Origin of the sequence: Candidatus Thiosymbion oneisti (assembly GCF_004359955.1) — a bacterium.
Classification (GTDB): Bacteria; Pseudomonadota; Gammaproteobacteria; order Chromatiales; family Chromatiaceae; genus Thiosymbion; species Thiosymbion oneisti.
This window is the reverse complement of sequence record NZ_SMSC01000007.1, coordinates 74,935-92,376: the sequence shown is the minus strand read 5'-3', so window position 1 is coordinate 92,376 and position 17,442 is coordinate 74,935. Positions and strand designations below refer to the sequence as shown.

General features: G+C 58.6%; 13 protein-coding genes. 5 read left to right on the top strand and 8 right to left on the bottom strand.

From position 1 onward, the window contains the following. Positions 1–343: 343 nt before the first annotated feature. From E1958_RS05495 to E1958_RS05485, 3 genes are all read left to right on the top strand, one after another. Positions 344–820 carry a putative toxin-antitoxin system toxin component, PIN family gene (locus E1958_RS05495; protein ID WP_243448541.1) on the top strand — a complete coding sequence of 159 codons (477 nt, stop codon included), beginning with the start codon at positions 344–346 and terminating at the stop codon, positions 818–820. Between the two features lies 1 nt (position 821). Then, a complete protein-coding gene (locus E1958_RS05490; RefSeq protein WP_133510980.1) occupies positions 822–1,064 on the top strand; it encodes a toxin-antitoxin system HicB family antitoxin in 243 nt (80 codons plus the stop codon). Positions 1,065–1,157: 93 nt separating this feature from the next. Then, a complete protein-coding gene (locus E1958_RS05485) occupies positions 1,158–1,604 on the top strand; it encodes a hypothetical protein (RefSeq protein WP_133510979.1) in 447 nt (148 codons plus the stop codon). A gap of 920 nt (positions 1,605–2,524) precedes the next feature. On the opposite strand, the gene panB is transcribed toward E1958_RS05485, so the two are convergent. Continuing rightward, positions 2,525–3,361: a 3-methyl-2-oxobutanoate hydroxymethyltransferase gene (panB, locus tag E1958_RS05480; RefSeq protein WP_165742320.1), complete on the bottom strand. Its 837-nt coding sequence runs from the start codon at positions 3,359–3,361 to the stop codon at positions 2,525–2,527. Between the two features lie 126 nt (positions 3,362–3,487). On the opposite strand from panB, the gene E1958_RS05475 reads away from it, so the two are divergent. Next, entirely contained in the window at positions 3,488–3,661 is a 174-nt protein-coding gene (locus E1958_RS05475) for a Uma2 family endonuclease (protein ID WP_424945069.1), read from the top strand. Positions 3,662–4,019: 358 nt separating this feature from the next. Here the strand turns inward: E1958_RS05475 and E1958_RS05470 are convergent, their stop codons facing one another. The 5 genes from E1958_RS05470 to E1958_RS05450 form a co-directional block, all read right to left on the bottom strand. Next, positions 4,020–5,033 (bottom strand): NAD-dependent epimerase, encoded by a 1,014-nt coding sequence (locus E1958_RS05470; protein WP_133510977.1) that lies wholly within the window; start codon positions 5,031–5,033, stop codon positions 4,020–4,022. A gap of 268 nt (positions 5,034–5,301) precedes the next feature. After that, entirely contained in the window at positions 5,302–5,817 is a 516-nt protein-coding gene (locus E1958_RS05465) for a hypothetical protein (RefSeq protein ID WP_133510976.1), read from the bottom strand. Positions 5,818–5,824: 7 nt separating this feature from the next. Continuing rightward, complete coding sequence (locus tag E1958_RS05460; protein ID WP_133510975.1) at positions 5,825–10,081, bottom strand: WD40 repeat domain-containing protein; 4,257 nt, start codon at positions 10,079–10,081, stop codon at positions 5,825–5,827. Further along, positions 10,062–12,800 carry a CHAT domain-containing protein gene (locus E1958_RS05455; RefSeq protein WP_133510974.1) on the bottom strand — a complete coding sequence of 913 codons (2,739 nt, stop codon included), beginning with the start codon at positions 12,798–12,800 and terminating at the stop codon, positions 10,062–10,064. The genes E1958_RS05460 and E1958_RS05455 overlap by 20 nt, the downstream gene beginning before the upstream one ends. Positions 12,801–14,228: 1,428 nt before the next feature. Next, a complete protein-coding gene (locus E1958_RS05450) occupies positions 14,229–15,125 on the bottom strand; it encodes a Tim44 domain-containing protein (RefSeq protein WP_133510973.1) in 897 nt (298 codons plus the stop codon). A gap of 60 nt (positions 15,126–15,185) precedes the next feature. On the opposite strand from E1958_RS05450, the gene E1958_RS20155 reads away from it, so the two are divergent. Further along, positions 15,186–15,356, top strand: a complete 171-nt coding sequence (locus tag E1958_RS20155) for a hypothetical protein (protein ID WP_165741647.1) — start codon at positions 15,186–15,188, stop codon at positions 15,354–15,356. A gap of 29 nt (positions 15,357–15,385) precedes the next feature. Here E1958_RS20155 and ggt read toward each other — a convergent pair whose 3' ends face one another. Continuing rightward, a complete protein-coding gene (ggt, locus tag E1958_RS05445; RefSeq protein WP_133510972.1) occupies positions 15,386–17,071 on the bottom strand; it encodes a gamma-glutamyltransferase in 1,686 nt (561 codons plus the stop codon). Positions 17,072–17,079: 8 nt separating this feature from the next. Beyond that, positions 17,080–17,334 (bottom strand): YfhL family 4Fe-4S dicluster ferredoxin, encoded by a 255-nt coding sequence (locus E1958_RS05440; RefSeq protein ID WP_133510971.1) that lies wholly within the window; start codon positions 17,332–17,334, stop codon positions 17,080–17,082. Positions 17,335–17,442: the final 108 nt, after the last annotated feature.

The following is a 17,442-nucleotide window of genomic DNA, read 5'->3' as shown; positions in this document are numbered from 1 at the left end:
AATACCGGGCACCCACTCCACTGTCGTTCCGGGTAGGACCCCGGAACCTAGTCGTCCAGGGACGGCAACTCGAAGAATCCAAGCACTATCGCGCTTGCTCCTACGCCGAGCGTAGAGACGAGCGCGAAATTTAACTTAATGGCATTGACTTCCAGCTACCGGTCGCCGGCTTCCGGCAGGGGCAGGATCGTCGAGCCGCAGAAGCGCACAGCAAGCCGTTTTCGATGCAGGCGGGGAGAACACAAGAAATTGTGAGTGTGTTGAGCATAGGAAATCTCTCGCCTAATGCCACTCACAAGAGGCAGCCGGCAGAACCCGACAGCGCTGCCCGACGGACGGTTTGATGATCTTGTTATATCTTGCATCTGATGGCATATGTGCCATCATTCGGGCCATGATAGCTCGAATTGTTGTTGATACCAGCGTTTTCACGGCAGCTCTGATCGGCCACGAAGGGCCAAACCGGGAAATTCTGCGACGATGCCTTTTGGGTCAATACCAACCGTTATTGGGAAATGCCTTGTTCTCTGAATACGAAGCGGTGTCGATGAGGAAAGCTGTCTTAGATCGATGCCCTGTACCGAAACAAGACGTATTGGATTTGCTTGAGGCATTTTGCTCGGTTTGCGAATGGGTGCCGATTTACTACTTGTGGCGCCCGAATCTGCCGGACGAAGCCGACAACTGCCTGCTGGAGCTTGCTGTGGCGGGAAATGCGCAATGGATTGTCACGAACAATGTGCGGGACTTCAGAAATGCAGAACTGAACTTCCCGGGAATACGGATAATAACCCCTGAAGAAATTCTCACAGGAGAATGATATGGCAACCTTGACCGTGCGATTGCCTGATGACAAGCATATGCGATTAAAGGCATTGGCGAAACACAAGCACATCAGCATTAACAAACTCATGGAAGAACTCTCGACCCAAGCAATTGCTGAATTCGATGCCGAAACGCGGTTTCGCGCGATAGTTGCAAAAGGCTCTATTGAAAAGGGCCTGGCAGTTCTGGATAAGCTGGACAACTCATTACGTCCGCGCCGGGAGTGCAGGACGCGGTGAGCGTAGCGAACCGCATCGATCGAATGCCAAAACGAGAGCCGGAAGGGCGCGGTTTAGCACTGCAACAAGCCAAGGCTGGGAAGGTCGGGAACGATGAAGCGACAAGGGACCGGTGACGAGCAACGCGGAGAAATGTATGCTCGTTATCGTGATAAAATACACAAGCGTGATCTCTCGAATACCGAAAATTACGACAAGGCTCTCCTTACGCTTTCTTCTGCTACCCTAGGATTCTCCCTGACAGCGATACACTCTATAATTCCATTTAAAACATCTGATTACACGTGGCTTATAATAACCGGATGGGTACTTCTTCTTGTAAGCATTATCACATCATTAGCGGCCTTTCCGGTCAGTAACAAGGCGCTTTCCGTTCAGTTAAAAAGTGCTGAGGATTATTACATTGATGGCAAAGAAGATGCATTCCGCAGAAAAAATACCTTTGAAAATATAAACAAATATTTAAATTATATCGCAGGATTGTCATTTGGAATAGCAATAGTAGCAATCATGGCTTTTGTAATACTCAATGTGCTGTAAGCTCAACATCAGATTAGAGGTGAGATTATGAGTAAGAAAGACGAAGGAGAGAACGCAAACACCCCTACGATTCGCCGTGATATTGTCATAGAGCCATGCAGTGCAAACATCCCACCCATCGAGCGAGTGCCTGAACCTGTGCCGACGGCACAGAGTGGAGATGGTGGTGGTTCCGGGTCGGGTTCTGACGGTGGATCGGAACAACCAGGAGATAGCTCAGGGAAATCAGAGTGATTGGAGCAGGGTAGACGCCTTCTCGGACCGCACCAGATAATGCCGGACAGCCGGCGGGTTTAATTCCCTGTATACGCAATGGTGGACACCGGTCTGTTTCTCTCCGCGGCGCGGAGCTTCCGCGTTCCCACGCAGCGCATGGGAACGAGAAAACTAAGTATGACTGATGACCAGTTAACGAGAAAACTATGCCTGACTGATGACCAGTTGGAGCGGCAACTCGGCATCCAGGATCTACCCGGTAACCAGAAGAGCCGACAAGATGTCGGCGATCCCAGGGGCCGACAAGATGTCATCGGTTGCGGGGACGCTGGGACCGCCGTCTTTCAGACGGCTTACGGAGCCAATGACCAGCTGTCGGCAACGGTCAGAGCGGACGCCTTCTGGGCCGCACCAGATAATGCCGGACAGCCGGCGGGTTTAATTCCCTGTATACGCAATGGTGGACACCGGCCTGATGCGCTCCGCGGCGCGGAGCTTCCACGTTCCCACGCGCCGCGTGGGAACGAGAAAAACCGCGTCGGGCGTCATCTGTTACGACACCCTCCCGCCGGGAGAGCGCTTGCCCCGAGCGCAGCCAAGGGGCCGGGGAGAGGGGATCCAAAAAGAAACCGGGAGCGGTCGCTAAACTCCCCCACGCTACCACTTAAAAATTTACCACCACCAAGTTTCCAAGCTACCCCTTCTCAGTAACAGTGCTCCGCGGCAGGAAACCGACCGTCGCGCACCTCTTCGCGGAAGCTGGTCAGGGCGGTGCGAGTCACGTCCCCCACGTCCGCATAGAACTTGGCGAACTTAGGGGGGAAGTCGGAAAAGAGACGGAGTATGTCGTGGATGACCAACACCTGGCCGTCACAGCCGGGCCCGGCGCCGATACCGATGGTGGGGATATCCAGCTCGCGGGTAATGCGTTCCCCGAGCCGTGACGGAATGCCTTCGAGGACCACCGCGAAGGCCCCGCCCTCCTGGACCGCGACCGCATCCCGTAACACCTGTTCAGCGGCCTCCTGGGTTCGCCCCTGAACCTTGAATCCGCCAAAAGCATGGATGCTCTGAGGTGTCAGGCCCACGTGCCCCATGATCGGGATCTGGCAGTCCACGAGGGCCCGGATCTCCTCCCGGATCCGCACGCCACCCTCGAGCTTCACCGCCTCGGCGCCAGCCTCGCGGACCAGGCGTCCGGCATTACCGATGGTGTCCCGGACAGACACGCCGGCGGCCAGGAACGGCAGGTCGGCCACTACCAGGGCCTTGGGCCGCGCCCGGGCAACGGCGGCGGTGTGGTGCACCATGTCGTCCATGGTTACCCGCGTCGTATCCGGGTATCCCAGCACCACCATCCCAAGGCTATCGCCGACCAGGACGATATCGATACCGGCGCTGTCCACCAGCTTCGCCGTAGGGTAGTCGTAGGCCGTAACCGAAACGATCTTCTCACCCCGCTTGCGGGATAGAATATCCATCGCCGTGACCTTCTTGCGCTCGTCCCTAGTCGGTCCGTAGCTTGCACCGGGAGCACCCATAACTCGATTCCTCAAATTGCTGTCGGCAGCGGAGATGATATACAAAATGCCTAACCACCGACGAAGCGATATGCAACACCGCGTCGAGTCGCCGCCAGCCTCCAATCGCCGGCATTCGGCAGAATAGTGCCGGATTGGGTCTGCGAGATCGTCTCTCCCGGCCATGAGCACAAGGACACCTTGCAGCTGTTCCTACTGCTGCAGCGCCACCGGGTCCCCTTTTACTGGCTGATCTGGCCCGAAGACCGGGTACTGATCGCCCACCGGATCGAAGGCGACAGCTATCGGGTTATCGGGTAGTGGCTCAGTTCGCGAAAAAACGGAAATTGCGAAAAAACGCAATGACGCAAGGACGCCAAGACGCAGAGAAAGAACAAAGAAACTTTGCGTCTTGGCGCCATTGCGTCGTGGCGTTAAATGGGCCGGAAAGTGAGCGGCCAAGCATAAAATTTTTAAACTGAGCCTCTGCCGGTTATCGCGACGGCCTCGGGACAAAGCCGTGCGCGTATCCCGCCGTTTGACGGCATCGAGTTGGACCTGTCCTATATCCTGGGCGCCTAGCAGAGCGAGAAACGGGGGATGGCGCCAGGGCGCCGGCAGTGCGAAATCGTTAGAACCACCAAGACGCAAAGGTCTCCCGCGGCCGTGACCCTCGGGTCTATTTCCCGTCCCCGTAGTACGAACGATACCAGTCGACGAAACGGGACACGCCGACTGCGACAGGGGTGTTCGGTCGATAGCCCGTGTCCCGGACCAACTCGGTGACGTCCGCGTAGGTATCGGGTACATCTCCCGGCTGCAGGGGCAGCAGCCTTTTCTCCGCCGTTATCCCGAGGCAACGTTCGAGCACTTGGATATAGTCCATGAGCTCCACCGGCTGCTGGTTGCCGATGTTGTAGAGCCGGTAGGGGGCCAAGCTGGTGGCCGCATCCGGATGTTCCCCGGTCCAGGCGGGATCGGGCTCCGGGATGCGGTCTAAGACCTGGATCACGCCTTCCACGATGTCGTCGATATAGGTGAAATCCCGCCGGTGCTTACCATAGTTGAAGACCGGGATCGGCTCGCCTGCAAGGATGGCGCGGGTGAACTTGAAGAGGGCCATGTCCGGCCGGCCCCAGGGACCATAGACAGTGAAGAAGCGCAGTCCGGTGGTGGGCAGTCGGTACAGGTGGCTGTAGGTGTGGGCCATCAGCTCGTTGGCCTTTTTGCTGGCGGCATACAGGCTCAGCGGGTGGTCCACGTTGTGATGGACCGAAAAGGGTAGGTCGGTATTGGCACCATAGACCGAGCTGCTCGAGGCGTACACCAGGTGCTCGACCCCCTGGTGGCGGCAGCCCTCTAGGATGTTGGCAAAGCCGGTCAGGTTAGTGTCCACGTAGGCCATGGGGTTTTCGATGGAGTAACGGACCCCGGCCTGGGCGGCGAGGTTGATGACCCCTTGGGGTTGATGCCGGGCGAAGACCTGGGTGATGGCGGCCCGATCGTGGATGTCGATGCGTAGATCCCGGTAGCGGTCGTATTCGAGGGTGCGCGCGAGCCGCGCCTGCTTCAGCCCCACGTCGTAGTAGTCGTTGAGGTTATCGATCCCGATGACTTCGTCGCCGCGTGCCAGGAGTCGCAGCGAGAGTGCGGAACCGATGAACCCGGCGCTGCCGGTTACCAGGATCTTCATGATGCTTCTCAGGTCTACTTTATCACATTCAGGTTAACTCATTGATTTTCTTGATTTCAACATGCTCACAGGTTCCTTATAAATTCAGGGGCTTGCCGTGTAATGTGACAAAGATCGTTTGGGGCTAGTAGATCATTCTATCTAATTTTGCTGGTTGTCATTTCGACCGCAGGGAGAAATCTTGTGCGCTGGAAACCTTTGCCGTAGTGGTTTCAACAACGCATGTAAAGTCGTCGCCTCCGCGGATAGTGGTCGGAAGGGAATCGCATCAAAATCGTCCTGATGAAGTTCGGCCGCCACCGTGAAGGCTGCAAAGCGCGAATAAAGCTTTCCAGCCCCTACGCCTCCGTGTCTTCATCTGTTCCAGCGGAAGCCTGGCGTGCCGGGCGTCTGAACGAGTTTGAAAAGTTTCCAGATCCCTCCTCCGTCGGGACCAGGTCTGCTCCCACGCCGGAGCCTGGGGAGCCAGCCGAAACTCGTCCTTGAGGGTGCTGAAATCGAAGCTGTGGAGTGTCGCGCTGACTGTGAGGATAGGAAACCGCGAGCCCGTAGCCAGGGCGGCATACGCGCGGACAGCGGAATCGGCAAGCAAGCCGGGCGTCAGCAGAAATACCAGGACGGCATTTTCATGGGCCTCCGGCAGGGACCTGGGTAGGGTTCCAGGGGCCACCCAAATCTCCTCCTGGCCCGCCGGCTCCGAGCGGAGCAGCTCCGACCGGAGTGTATCGGCCATGGTCCCACCATCCGCGGCGGCGATGATTTGAACAGTACCGGCGGTAGTCATTCAGGGTTCAATCTCCCGCGGCCGAAACTTCTCGCACAATCGTCGCCGGGGCCTGAGCGCGATCTTTCTCCTGAGTAGGGCAAGCGTCTATGATCTCAATCCCTCCGCCGACGTAGTCCTTGATTCTCTTGCGTTCACCCTTGGATAAGCATTCGGTTTTCAGCTCCTCGGCTACCGCTTCCGTCGATGTATGCCAAACAAATACCCGATCCTCAGCGCCAGCAAGCACGAATTTCCCGTCCGGCGAGAATGCCAACGAATATATCGGATGCTCCATGTCGAGCAAGGTCAGGGGCTCCTGAGCGGAGATCGCGTCTCGGTGGTCGCGCCAATCCCGGATATCCCAGAGGCGGACGACTCGATCGCTGCCGCCCGACGCGAGTAGTTTTCGATCGGACGACACCGCCACGGCCCGGATAGGACCCTGGTGTCCTATGAGCCGGAGACTTTGCTTCTCTAGCCGATCCTTATCAAGATCGCTCAGATCCCACAGCCGGACAGTGCCATCCTCGGAGGCCGAGACCAACTGCCTGGTATCACCGAGGAACCGCAGCACCGTGACAGACGCAAGATGCGCCGGCCACTTGAAGAAAGGTTTCCTTTTCGGCGTAGCGTCCTCACCGGCCGGTCGGCGCGAGTCCGTGGGACTGAACAACTCGGGATCCCAAAGCTCGATCCGGCCATCGTCCCGACCCGCCGCCACATAGGCCCCATAAGCAATGGAGAAATTACCCCCATCGGCAGGACGCATCACCGGCGGCTTGTAGCTCTCTTTTTTTTCGCGAACCTGGTCTAGGTTCCAGAGATGGATCTCGCCATTGTCTCCTCGCGTGACTAATCTGCTTCCATTCGGAGCGAAAGCCACTCCGCGTATCTTCTTGGGTTCTTTGGATACCGGGATCTCTATATTGCAGGGAGTATCAGAGGACAGACAAATCAAGGCCACGGTACCAGTTCGGTGCCCAACCGCCATCTGGTCGCCCCCCGGTCGAAATGCCAGGGAAAGCACATTATTGGCCGATACCTTGTCGTACTTCGGCCGTGAGCCTTCGACACACCCGGCGGCGCGGTCAGGTCCTTCCAGGCAATCGATTGAGGGTGTTGTCCAGCCTTGCGTATCGAGACGCCACCAGCGGAGGGGACCTTGATTGCTGGTGATAACCAGATCGTGACTATCGGGATCGGGGTTATCGGGACGGTAGGCCATCGCGTAGGGATAGCGGACTTGGGGTAGTTCGTACCGCGCGTGTGAAGGCCGCGCGGTCAAAGTCCATTGCCGCGTCGAGGCCAAGGCGTCCACGGAGAATATGGACAGTCCATCCTCCGAGATCCGTACCGACTGTAGGCTGCTGCGGTGACCCTGGTGGAGACGTAGGACCTTGTCCGGCTTTTCCAGTCGTTTCTCATCCAGTCGGAATTTCTCATTCCGGTCGAAGGATCCGAACAGTTGCCAAATACCCAGGTCCCCCTTTTCGCCTCCGGTGACCAGCAAGGCGCTGCGTTTGCTCGCATCGACTCCCATCTCGCCCGGCCATCTGGCACGCCCCGGGGCCCGATCATCCAGATCAACCGAATGCCAGATCTGGGTGTGGTCATCCTTTCCCCGTAAGCCCAAGCTGAAGGGCTTCTCGGGGATCCAGGTCTTGCCATTCCGGCTGCGCCTCCATAGGTTGACGATACCCCTGCGTTCTTCCTTCTTCTTTAAGAAGGAACCTGCCGCGACGATCCGATTGCCTGTCGAGCTGTATGCAATTGCGTTGAACGCCAAGTTCCTAACAGAGGAATCTCCTTTGTATTCTGCAACGGACGGCCCTTTGTCACCGTCCATGCATATTTCGATGAATTCCCCCTTATCGAGCGCCACGGCGAAGTGCAAGCCGGTCGCTGCGTCTTCATCCCGGTCGGGCGGAAACGCGATGGCAACCGGCTGACCATTCAACGCCAGTGGCTCCACTGTGCTCCAGTCCTCGGAGCCGCAATGGGATTGAACCAGATCACAGATCCGTATCTTGCCTGTCTCCGTGGCGGCTACCAGGTAAGCACCGTTACGGGAGAACCCGAATACCGAGATTCTCTCAAAACGGACGTCCGTCTCGGGGGCCATAGCCTGTTCCCCTGCCCGATTCGTTTTGTTCCACAGCAAGAGGTTGGTCGAGGTGGCAATAGCGAAACGGCCTTTGGTCTCGTCATACGCGAACAAGCGTGGTATGCCTATGCCTTCCGGCATCTGTAGCACATAGCGCTCTGCGTCCGGCTGCCCAATGGGTAATAGCTCGATCCGCCGATTCCGGTGTGGACAAGCGAGAAACAAGGCTCGGTCGTCCGTAATGGCATCATTGGAACAACTCCGGTTATCACCCTCGAAGACACGCCGGTAGATCGGGCGATTGACAGCGGCTCGCAGCGATCGATCTATCCAGGTCCGAACGGAATCATCGGCGACCTCCCAAAACTCTTTACGTCGGAGCTTTTCTTCCAACCACAGGGCCTGGCTCGATAGAAGTGCCGCAAGTCGATCATTGGCTTCAAGCTGCTGCAATTCTTGAGCACGGCCTGGAAGTGCTTGGGAAATCGCTTGTTTCCGGGAGACTTTCGTCTTGATTAACCTTGAGTTCAAATCCAGGAGGTATTGTGCCTTTCTTTCATTCTCTTCATTGGATTCGGTCAATGCCTCATTTTTATCGGTTAATTCCTTGTTAACATCTATCAATTTCGTATTATAGTTTATGTAGACTAAGGCTACGGGAACGAAGCCCACTAATGTGACTAGAATACCGAATAACAGCAACCGACGACGCCAGCGCTCACGAGATTTCTTCACAAAGTCTCGAATTTCCAGGTCTGAAACGCTCGATGGCTTCGGGGTTCTACGCAACTCGTTCCGACTGAGTAGGAGCTTATCCGGCTTGCCTTTCTCGTGCCATTGTTTTGCACGCAGCTCCCAAAGCTCGTACCAGGCCGCATTGGCCGTCAATACGGCGGGGACCAAGCGGTCATGAGCGAGCTCGATCCAATGGGTTTCACGTAGCTGATGAATCTGGAGTAGATACAGCTCCCGCAAACGATTCGTAACTTCCCTCCCAGTTGTTTCCTCACCAAACCCCTTGCGGGCCTCGTCCATGGATACCGGGCGGCGGCCTTGCCCTTGGATTAGCTGCGAATCGAGATATTTTCGGATCCGATATTGATGATCTCGGCTTAATCTCAGTTCCTTGACGGTCTCACCGATGGCGTCATCGACATACCCACGGAGTGCGTCTTCTAGTCTTCCGACCTTCTTGACGTCCTCGGTGGAAATAGCACGCCTACCTTGTGTCTCTTTCCATAGCCGCGCACACACGATTTGGAGGTGCATCGGCTCCACATGACCAGTGGGTGATTCCGTATCCTCGACTTCCGACCTTAGATCCCGCTTCGTCAGCTCTGCGAGAATAGTCTTTACGGTCTTCTCATCAATGGGCGCTGTGTCGGCTTTACTCCTATCAGCATTGCGACGGATCACCTCATGCGCGGATTCGTATTTCAACAGCCCGAGGCGGTAACGGGCGGTGAGCCGGTGGGGAAGCCATTTCAGGTAAGGATCGAGCGCCGGGACATGCTCTTCGCGCATGGCGATCAGGAACCAGATGTGATCCTGCTCCCGCATGGCCTCACCCAACTGCCGAAAGAATTCCCCTTTGGCCGCCCAGTCAGTGGGGTCGGTGGTCAGGATCTCCTCGAACTGATCGATGACCAGGAACCAGTAGCAGGGCTTAGTGGAACCCGCTAGCCCTCTGTCGGGGGACCTGGAATGGGTCTCGGGATTCCCGGCCTTGTCGAATTTCGGGCAACGCCGTTTCAAGAATGCGTTTATGGAGGACCAATCCGGCTCTTGTTCTGGGGCCCAGTCATCCGCAAGTCCCTGGAGCATGCTCCAGACATAGCGATTTCCGGCCGCTTTTCCACCAGCCGCTATGTCCGGCTCAAGACCGACCCGGACTATAGGCAGGAGACGAAATCCGGTCTCGCGCATCCTGGCTTGCAGGCCCCTATGGTCTTCTCCCAGATCTTCGAGCTCCCGTCCGGCGCGGATAAAGGAGCTCTTACCCGCCGCCGACGGCGAATACAGCAGGACCATCCGTTCCGTAACGAGTAGATCCTGGACCGCGGCAAGCGATTTGGACCGCCCGAAGAGCGGATTCTCCGGACCCAGTGGCTGAGGTCCGACAAAGGGGTTCGTCGCATCCTTGTTCGGCAGGGTGTGCTCAGGGGATATCGAGTTCATTCAGGAAATCCTCCGGCTTGCCCCAATAGATCATCACGTCCTTTTCGTCGAGGAAGCGTTGGAGAAATGCGGTCGTCCCGTTCGGGTCGATGATAAAGTCGTCGTCGGGATCGATTTGCACCGCAACCTGGGTGTAGGATCTCCTGAGGTTTTCGCCCGGCAACTTCTGCAGGCTGTGCAACAAGGTGAGAAAGCTCCAGTCATAGTGTTTGAAGCCGAGAAATGCGACGTCGTTTCTAAAAAAACGGGAGCTAAGCGTTTTGAGAGAGGGGCTCGTGCGAAATCTTGCGAAATCGATCAAGAAATTGAAATACTCGTCCTGGGTGAGTATGGTGCCGTCAAGATCGTCCAGATGGCCGAACAGGTGATACACCAAGGGTTCCTTCGGCGTCGGTGGATCTTCGGCACGTACCTCAGAGTCAGGGCGACCCGATTCCTCCGGTCGGATGATCTGCTGCATGGTCAGGATTCGGGGGGAGCGACCGACAGATTCCAAGGTATCGACTAGAACCCGATTCAGGGCACCGACCACATACACAGGGCACTGTAGACGGGCAAGGATGCTGTACGGATTCTCCCTTGGGCATCCCTCCGCCCTCGGTTTGCCTGGGTTAGCCTTGCACCAGGCTTCATGGCGTGCATCCTGTTCTTCGCGTAGCTTGCTTGCAATTGCCGTGAAAAGCTTCGACAGACTGAGTTGATCGGCATTGTCTGGGAGGAGATCCGCATTACGCCTCTTCAGCCGCTCCTTAAAGGTAGCCTTGAAGGCCCTCAGGAGGGCGTTGTCGCCGAGATTGAGCTTCAGGAATTGTGCTACTCGCAACAGATCGGCGCGTTCGTGATAGCCCAGGGCGAATCCCTTGCTGAAGGCCCAGCCCTGGGCGATCTCCCGGTGAGAGCCCGCAATGTCCTCGGTCAGACCAGGTCCGATCACCGGCAGCAGTTTGCCCTCATGGGCATTTCGTTTAAGTTCATCCCAGGCGACCGCAACCTCGCGGGCATCGCCGGAGAGACGGGCCCTATACCAGATTTGTCCGGATTTCGAGCGAGTGACCAGGGCCGGGCGCCACCAACTCGCCTCCCGTCCCCTTATGCCTTGCCCTAACTCCTGGTCTCGAAGCTTGCTGCGTGCGACGGCGACCGCGGTATCGATGGACCAGAATTGCCGCAGACCCTGGAACAGGTCTGTCAAGAACAGTCGGCAGGCATCCTCCACCATCGGCAGCTGTGCGGCCAGTACGGCGGGGATACCGGCCTGGGTCAGGATGGCCGCGGCGACTACGGCTGCGCGCTCGGTATCGGATCTCGCGTCGGTCGCGGATTGGGCGCTACAGAGTATGACAAGCCGCGGCAACGTACGGACCTCCGCCAACCTGCGGGCAAGCGTTTCGACCGGGATCTCCGCCGTCAAGTCGTCCAGCCCCCCTAAGCGCAGACGACAGGATGCAGCCCTCGGATGGACCGGGGAATCCGCGTGCGGCGAGGACTCTTCGGAGCCGAAATAGCACCGACAGGCAATGTACAGGACATCGACAGTATCCTGTTTCAACCGGTCAATGAGTGGTTCGAGGCCATCCTCTTTGTGCCTCGGCATTGCGTCCGTCAGCGCCGCTGGTTGGATACATGAGGCCGCGTTCCGACACACCTCTTCGGCTCGCCGCTTTTGGTCCGGGTCCGAGTACTCGGGCAGCAGGATGAGTGTCCGCAACGGCTCCTGGGGTCCGGGCTTGTGCCTCAGCTGCACTTCTCGCCAACTCTGCTCGTAGCCGAGGACATGGCGCGAAAAGGCGACAAAAGGAGTGACGCTAAAATATTCCCCTGTGAGCGGGTTGACCAGCCGCTCCCAGCGAATGCGATGCAACTCCTGAGCATTCGGTGCCACAGTGATGCGCAGGTGAAGCAGCGCCCTCTTCTCGGTTACGCAATCGAGCGCATCCTTAAGCTCTCGACGAGGCGAGCGTTCGATCCGGCGATCGTCGCAGTCGGTCTCAAGATTCTCCGGGAAAATCGCTTCCCCGAGTCGCTCACCGAGACTCAAGGCCGACTGGTCCGTATCCGTCGGGGACGCGCATTTAGGTGTATCGAAATGGGCGGGTATACGGAACTCGTACGCCAGGGCGTAGTTGCGTGTAGGGTTACTACGGTAGGTGATCTGTAGCTCTGCGCGGTAGAATCCGCGGTCACGGTGGTATAGCGTAATGTCGAAATCCACGTGATTCTTTATTGACTCCACCGTTTCCTCGGATCCGGTAAACAACTCTTCCTCGGTTGGAATCATGGTCTCACGAATGATCTCCTTGATTTCTTCCTGAATGCGCTCCCTCTCTTGTTGATACTGCTGCTGGCTCAAGCTGTGGAGTGACTGATCGAGCTTCGGTCTGACCTGGCGCGTCGGGATCCAGTTCGGAAGAGGCTCGCGCAGCGCTCGCATCAAGATCGGATAGATACGTTTCGAGTTATCGCGCACCCCGGCTTCGATAATCGGGAATTCGTCATCGCGCACATAGTCCGTGGTAAGAAATTCGTCACTGAGCAACAGAACCACAAGCTCTGCATCCCCGAGCCGCTTTTGTATCTCCTTATCCCAGCAGTCACCCCCGCGCAGATCGACATCACTCCAGACATCGGGCCGCAGGTATTCCGGCAATTCCTTGATAGCGTTTTTGATGTCCTCCTTGAGTGCCCTATCCTGTCTGCTGTAGCTGATGAAGACGTTCATAGGTATCTATTCACCATCGGCTTGATTGATGAAACGGCGGAATCTCCGCACATGCGCACAATAAGGGAAGATCGCTCCCTTCGGTCGAGATGACAGACCGGAATCTCCGAGTGTGCAAAAGACCCGGCAGAGTCGGACTGGAACCAATAAAGGTTACCGGTCGGCAAAACAGAGGAGGCTCGTTATGGATTCCGGACTGCTTTGGAGTGCGCCGGCAAAGCGGCGCGACCGCATCGAACCTCAGCGACGGGGGATACCAGCGGCGCTTGCCAAGAACCTGGGTATCGGGCTCCACACACGCGCCGCGGCGACGGCGCTTTCCCCTGACCGCAACGCCTTTGCCGGGGATAGCTGCGTCGCCAAATCCAAAGCGGCGGCGGGTTTGCAGTATACATACCAGCACCCCAGGTTATATCAGGTACCGCGGGTTTCTACCAATGTCGGGATAAGGTCGCCGCCGCACTCCAAAGTTTCCGCTGGACCGCTCCGACTCGCCGCTTGCCTGTGCGTCCCTGCACGCAGACAGGTTGCTCACCACACTCAACGGTCGTGCCGGGGAGGGAGGATAGAACAGTCTGGAATCCATAAAGAGCCACGGAGGAAGCACGCCGAATCATGCAAATCTTCGCGAAAAAGATCCCTCCCTTCGGTTCGGGATGACACTTTCGCGAAGATTCGCGCGATCCGTCGTTTTCTCTTATCAAATCGGTTGTCGGGCCAGGGCGCGTCCGGACTCGTTTGTACATTGCAACGCCAAGGCACATGCCTAAGAGGCTATCTAAAAACTAACACATTGGGTAGTGGTTAAATTTAAATGCGACCTAATGCTTTGAACTCCACCGTTTTGCCATCCCTGGCCCTGGATTCCGGCAATCCCTGCCGGAATGACGAGGGAGGGGTTGGCAGACTTCAGCATTTAGAATTTATCCACTACCACACATTGATATTCGGCTGGCTCCCCACGCCCCAGCGTGGGAGCAGACCTTGTCCCGACGGAGGAGGGATCTGATGCTCCAGCGTCGATTAAGCGCTTCAGTCGGCTGACAACCAACGCCTATTAGCACAGAGGAGCTGAGTCCGCGAGAGCGGACAAGCTGGCGTTCCCACGCTGGAGCGTGGGAACGAGCGCGAAATTTACAGATTTTATGCTTTAAAAATCAGTATTTTAATTTTTAGACAGCCTCTAACCCGACCGACCACGACCCAGCGGCCGGCAGCTATACTGCCACACGGCACAATCCGAGCTTTTGAATTTCCCCCTCACCCCCGCCCTCTCCCGGAGGGAGAGGGAGTGAAATGCGCAGATTGTTCCGTGTGGAAGTATAACTTAACGACATTGGGCGAAGCCGCCCGTGTCCCGGCGATCAAATAGGATGGCTTCGTTCAAAGCACGCCGGTAGAGCGATGCGGAAGAAGCGAGACAAGCCGTCACGCATCTTCATGCCCCTCCTGCTGCTGAATCCCGGCGATGAGCCAATCGCCTGCGCTGCTCTCCCAGGCGTGCTGCACGTGCCAGAGCTCGCGGAAGGGGTCGGCGGTCGCGTTCTGTTCTTCGCGGATCAGCCCGGAGAAGAGGATGCTTGCCACTACTTGGTCGCCGTCGCGTTGGACTCCGACGAGTTCTGCGTCCAGGGTCACGACCTCGGTGTGTTGGGTCTCCTCTCCCAAGCGGTTGCGCTCGCGCTCCAGCTCGGCGAAGAGCTCGGGGGTGGTGTAGTCGCGGATATCCCGGAAATCGGCCTGGTCCCAGGCGGTCTGGAGTCGAATGAAGTGGTCCTTGGCGCCGTCCAGGAACCCTGGAGCATCGAACCAGGCCGGGGCCTCGTCGTCGCCCGCGGCGGGTTCGACACGGGTCGGATCGCCGAGCTCCGGCGGCATCATGTCCGGAACCGATCCTCCGCCCCCGGCCACCGATCCGCCGTATGCGCCGGCCCCGGTCCCGGCCGCCGCGGGACGGTTGCGGCGCATGGCCTTGAACAGCATCAGGCCGCCGAAGATCAGGGCCGCGACCAGGAGGATGTCCATGATCTGGAGGCCCTCGAAGGCGTCGCCGAAGAACAGCGATGCAAGCAAGCCACCGGCGGCCAGTCCGGCCAGGGGACCGAGCCAACGGCCCATCCCGCTGGTCCGGCCAGCAGCTCCGGTTGCTGCCTGGGAACGATTAGGTACAGCCCGTTGAGTCTGACGCGGCGGGGTACGCGGCGTGCTCCGGTACTGCTTGCCCAGACTCATGCCTCTACCGAACCGTTTGGCCTCGGCAGCATCCGGCAGGATCATGGGCGCGGCGACGAACAGGGCAAGCACAAATACGAATAGGGTCTTCATGGCGAATCTTGGACCTCGAATGGTAGTTTGGAATGGAAGCTGTGAACCGGAATGGGCTTTATGGAAGATTTAGTTGCTACCAGCAGTAGGTTGGGCAACGGCGTAGGATGCGGTGAGCGGTGGCCCCAGGGACGGGGCCACGGCGAACCGCATCAATGGATGGCCCGTGCCCAACATTCGGTGTTCCGTGTCAGGCACGCCGCCTACCTGCCGGGAGATACCCATTATTGATGGGCACGCTTCGCTATGTGCATCCTAAATCAGCGCACCTCCGCTTTACCGATCCCGCGCGGATCGCTCACCGCCCGGACCTGGTTTTGTAGCCGATCCCAGTAGATAGCCTGCATGTTGCCGTAGCCGTCCCGGATCTCATGTAGGCGATGTCCCTTGGCTTCGAGACGGTGGCGCTCGGTGGCGCTGAAGGCCTCCGGCTCGTATTGGATCCGGTCCGGCAGGTATTGGTGATGGAACCTCGGCTCGGCAACCCAGGCTGCAGGCGGGTCCCCGGCATCCAATGAGAGGAGACCCTGGAGGACCATGGTGATGATGCGGCTGCCCCCCGGGGTGCCCAGGACGGCCAGGCCCCGTTCCGACTCCGCGAAGGTGGGCGTCATGCTGGAGAGCATCCGTTTCCCCGGCGCAATGGCGTTGGCCTCACCGCCGATCAATCCGTATACATTGGGTACCCCCGGCTGCGCGGAGAAATCGTCCATCTCGTCGTTCAGCAGCACGCCGGTGCCCGGCGGCACGAATCCGGAACCGAAGGGATAGTTGATACTGAGGGTAGCGGCCACCCGGTTACCCTCTTGGTCCAGGATGGAGAAATGGGTGGTGTCGGCGCCCCGCGCCCGCATCGCCGCGGGCCGGCTGGGCGTGGCTCGGTCCGGATCGATGTCCCGTGCCAGTCCGGCGGCATAGAAGGGATGGGTGAGGCGCTCGACCGGGACCTCGACGGCGTCCGGGTCCCCCAGGTACAGGGCCCGGTCACGGTAGGCGCGGCGCATGACCTCTACCAGCAGGTGGGCCCGGTCAGCGTCCGTGAGCTCCGTCAGGTCGAAGCCCGAGAGCATGTTGAGCATCTGTACCAGAAGCACACCGCCGGAGGACGGCGGCGCGGCACTGACTACCCGCCAGCCGCGGTAATGGCCGACGATAGGGGTACGCTCCACGACCCGATAAGAGGCCAGGTCCTCGGGGGTCCAGATGCCGCCGGCCGCGCGCACGCCGGCGATCAACAAGCGGGCGGTACGGCCGGCGTAGAAACCTTTCCGACCCGCGTTTGCGAGGCGCTCCAGGGTATCCGCCAGATCCGGTTGCACGATCAGGGTCCCTACCGGCGGTATCTCGCCGTCCCGGAGGAATTGCTCGGCAGCGGCAGGGGATTGCAAGAGCACTGCCAGTCGCTGCTGCGCAAGGCGCCGGTACCGTTCGTCCACGGCAAAGCCGGCGTGGGCGAGACGGATCGCCGGCGTGAGCGACTGCGCCAGGGGAAGACGACCGTAATGCTCCGTCAAGTGGACCAGCGCCGCCGGTTCCCCGGGGATGCCGGCGGCCAGGGGGCCGTTCAGGGACCGCCCCGGCACGAAGCGGCCGGCCGCGTCCAGATACATGTCGCGGTGGGCCGCCAGCGGCGCCCGCTCGCGGCCATCGAGCATCAGTTCGCGCCCGTCCTCGGCCCGATGCAGGAGCCAGAAGCCACCGCCGCCCAGTCCCGAGCTGTAGGGCTCCACCACCGCCAGCGCGGCGCTGACCGCCACCGCCGCATCAAAGGCATTGCCGCCAGCGGTCAGGATCTCGAATCCCGCCTCAGTGGCCAGGGGATGGGCACTGGCAATCGCTGCCTGGGGCGGGCTGGTCGCCGCCCACGGCACCCCGGCGGTGAGCAATAGCAGGGCGTAGACGACGGAAAAGAAGCTCCACCGCCGAGTTCGTGAAGTAATGCGCATGGGATCGGTCAGGCCGCTTCGCCGGTGATCTTCCGGTATTTTTCCATCAGCTGATCTTCGGTTTCCTCATACCCCGGGTCTTTGAGGATACAGTCCACGGGGCACACCTCGACACATTGAGAGGTCTCGTAGTGACCTACGCACTCGGTGCAGAGATTGGGATCGATCTCGTAGATCTCGTCCCCCTGAGAGATGGCGCCGTTCGGGCACTCCGGCTCGCACACGTCGCAGTTGATGCACTCGTCGGTGATATAAAGTGCCATATCGTTACTCCTTGATTGATATATCCGTGGGGTCGGTTTTCAACCCATTGGCCCGGATAGAAGACAAGGCTCCATCAGGCAAAATCAATGGGTTGGTTTTTAGACAGC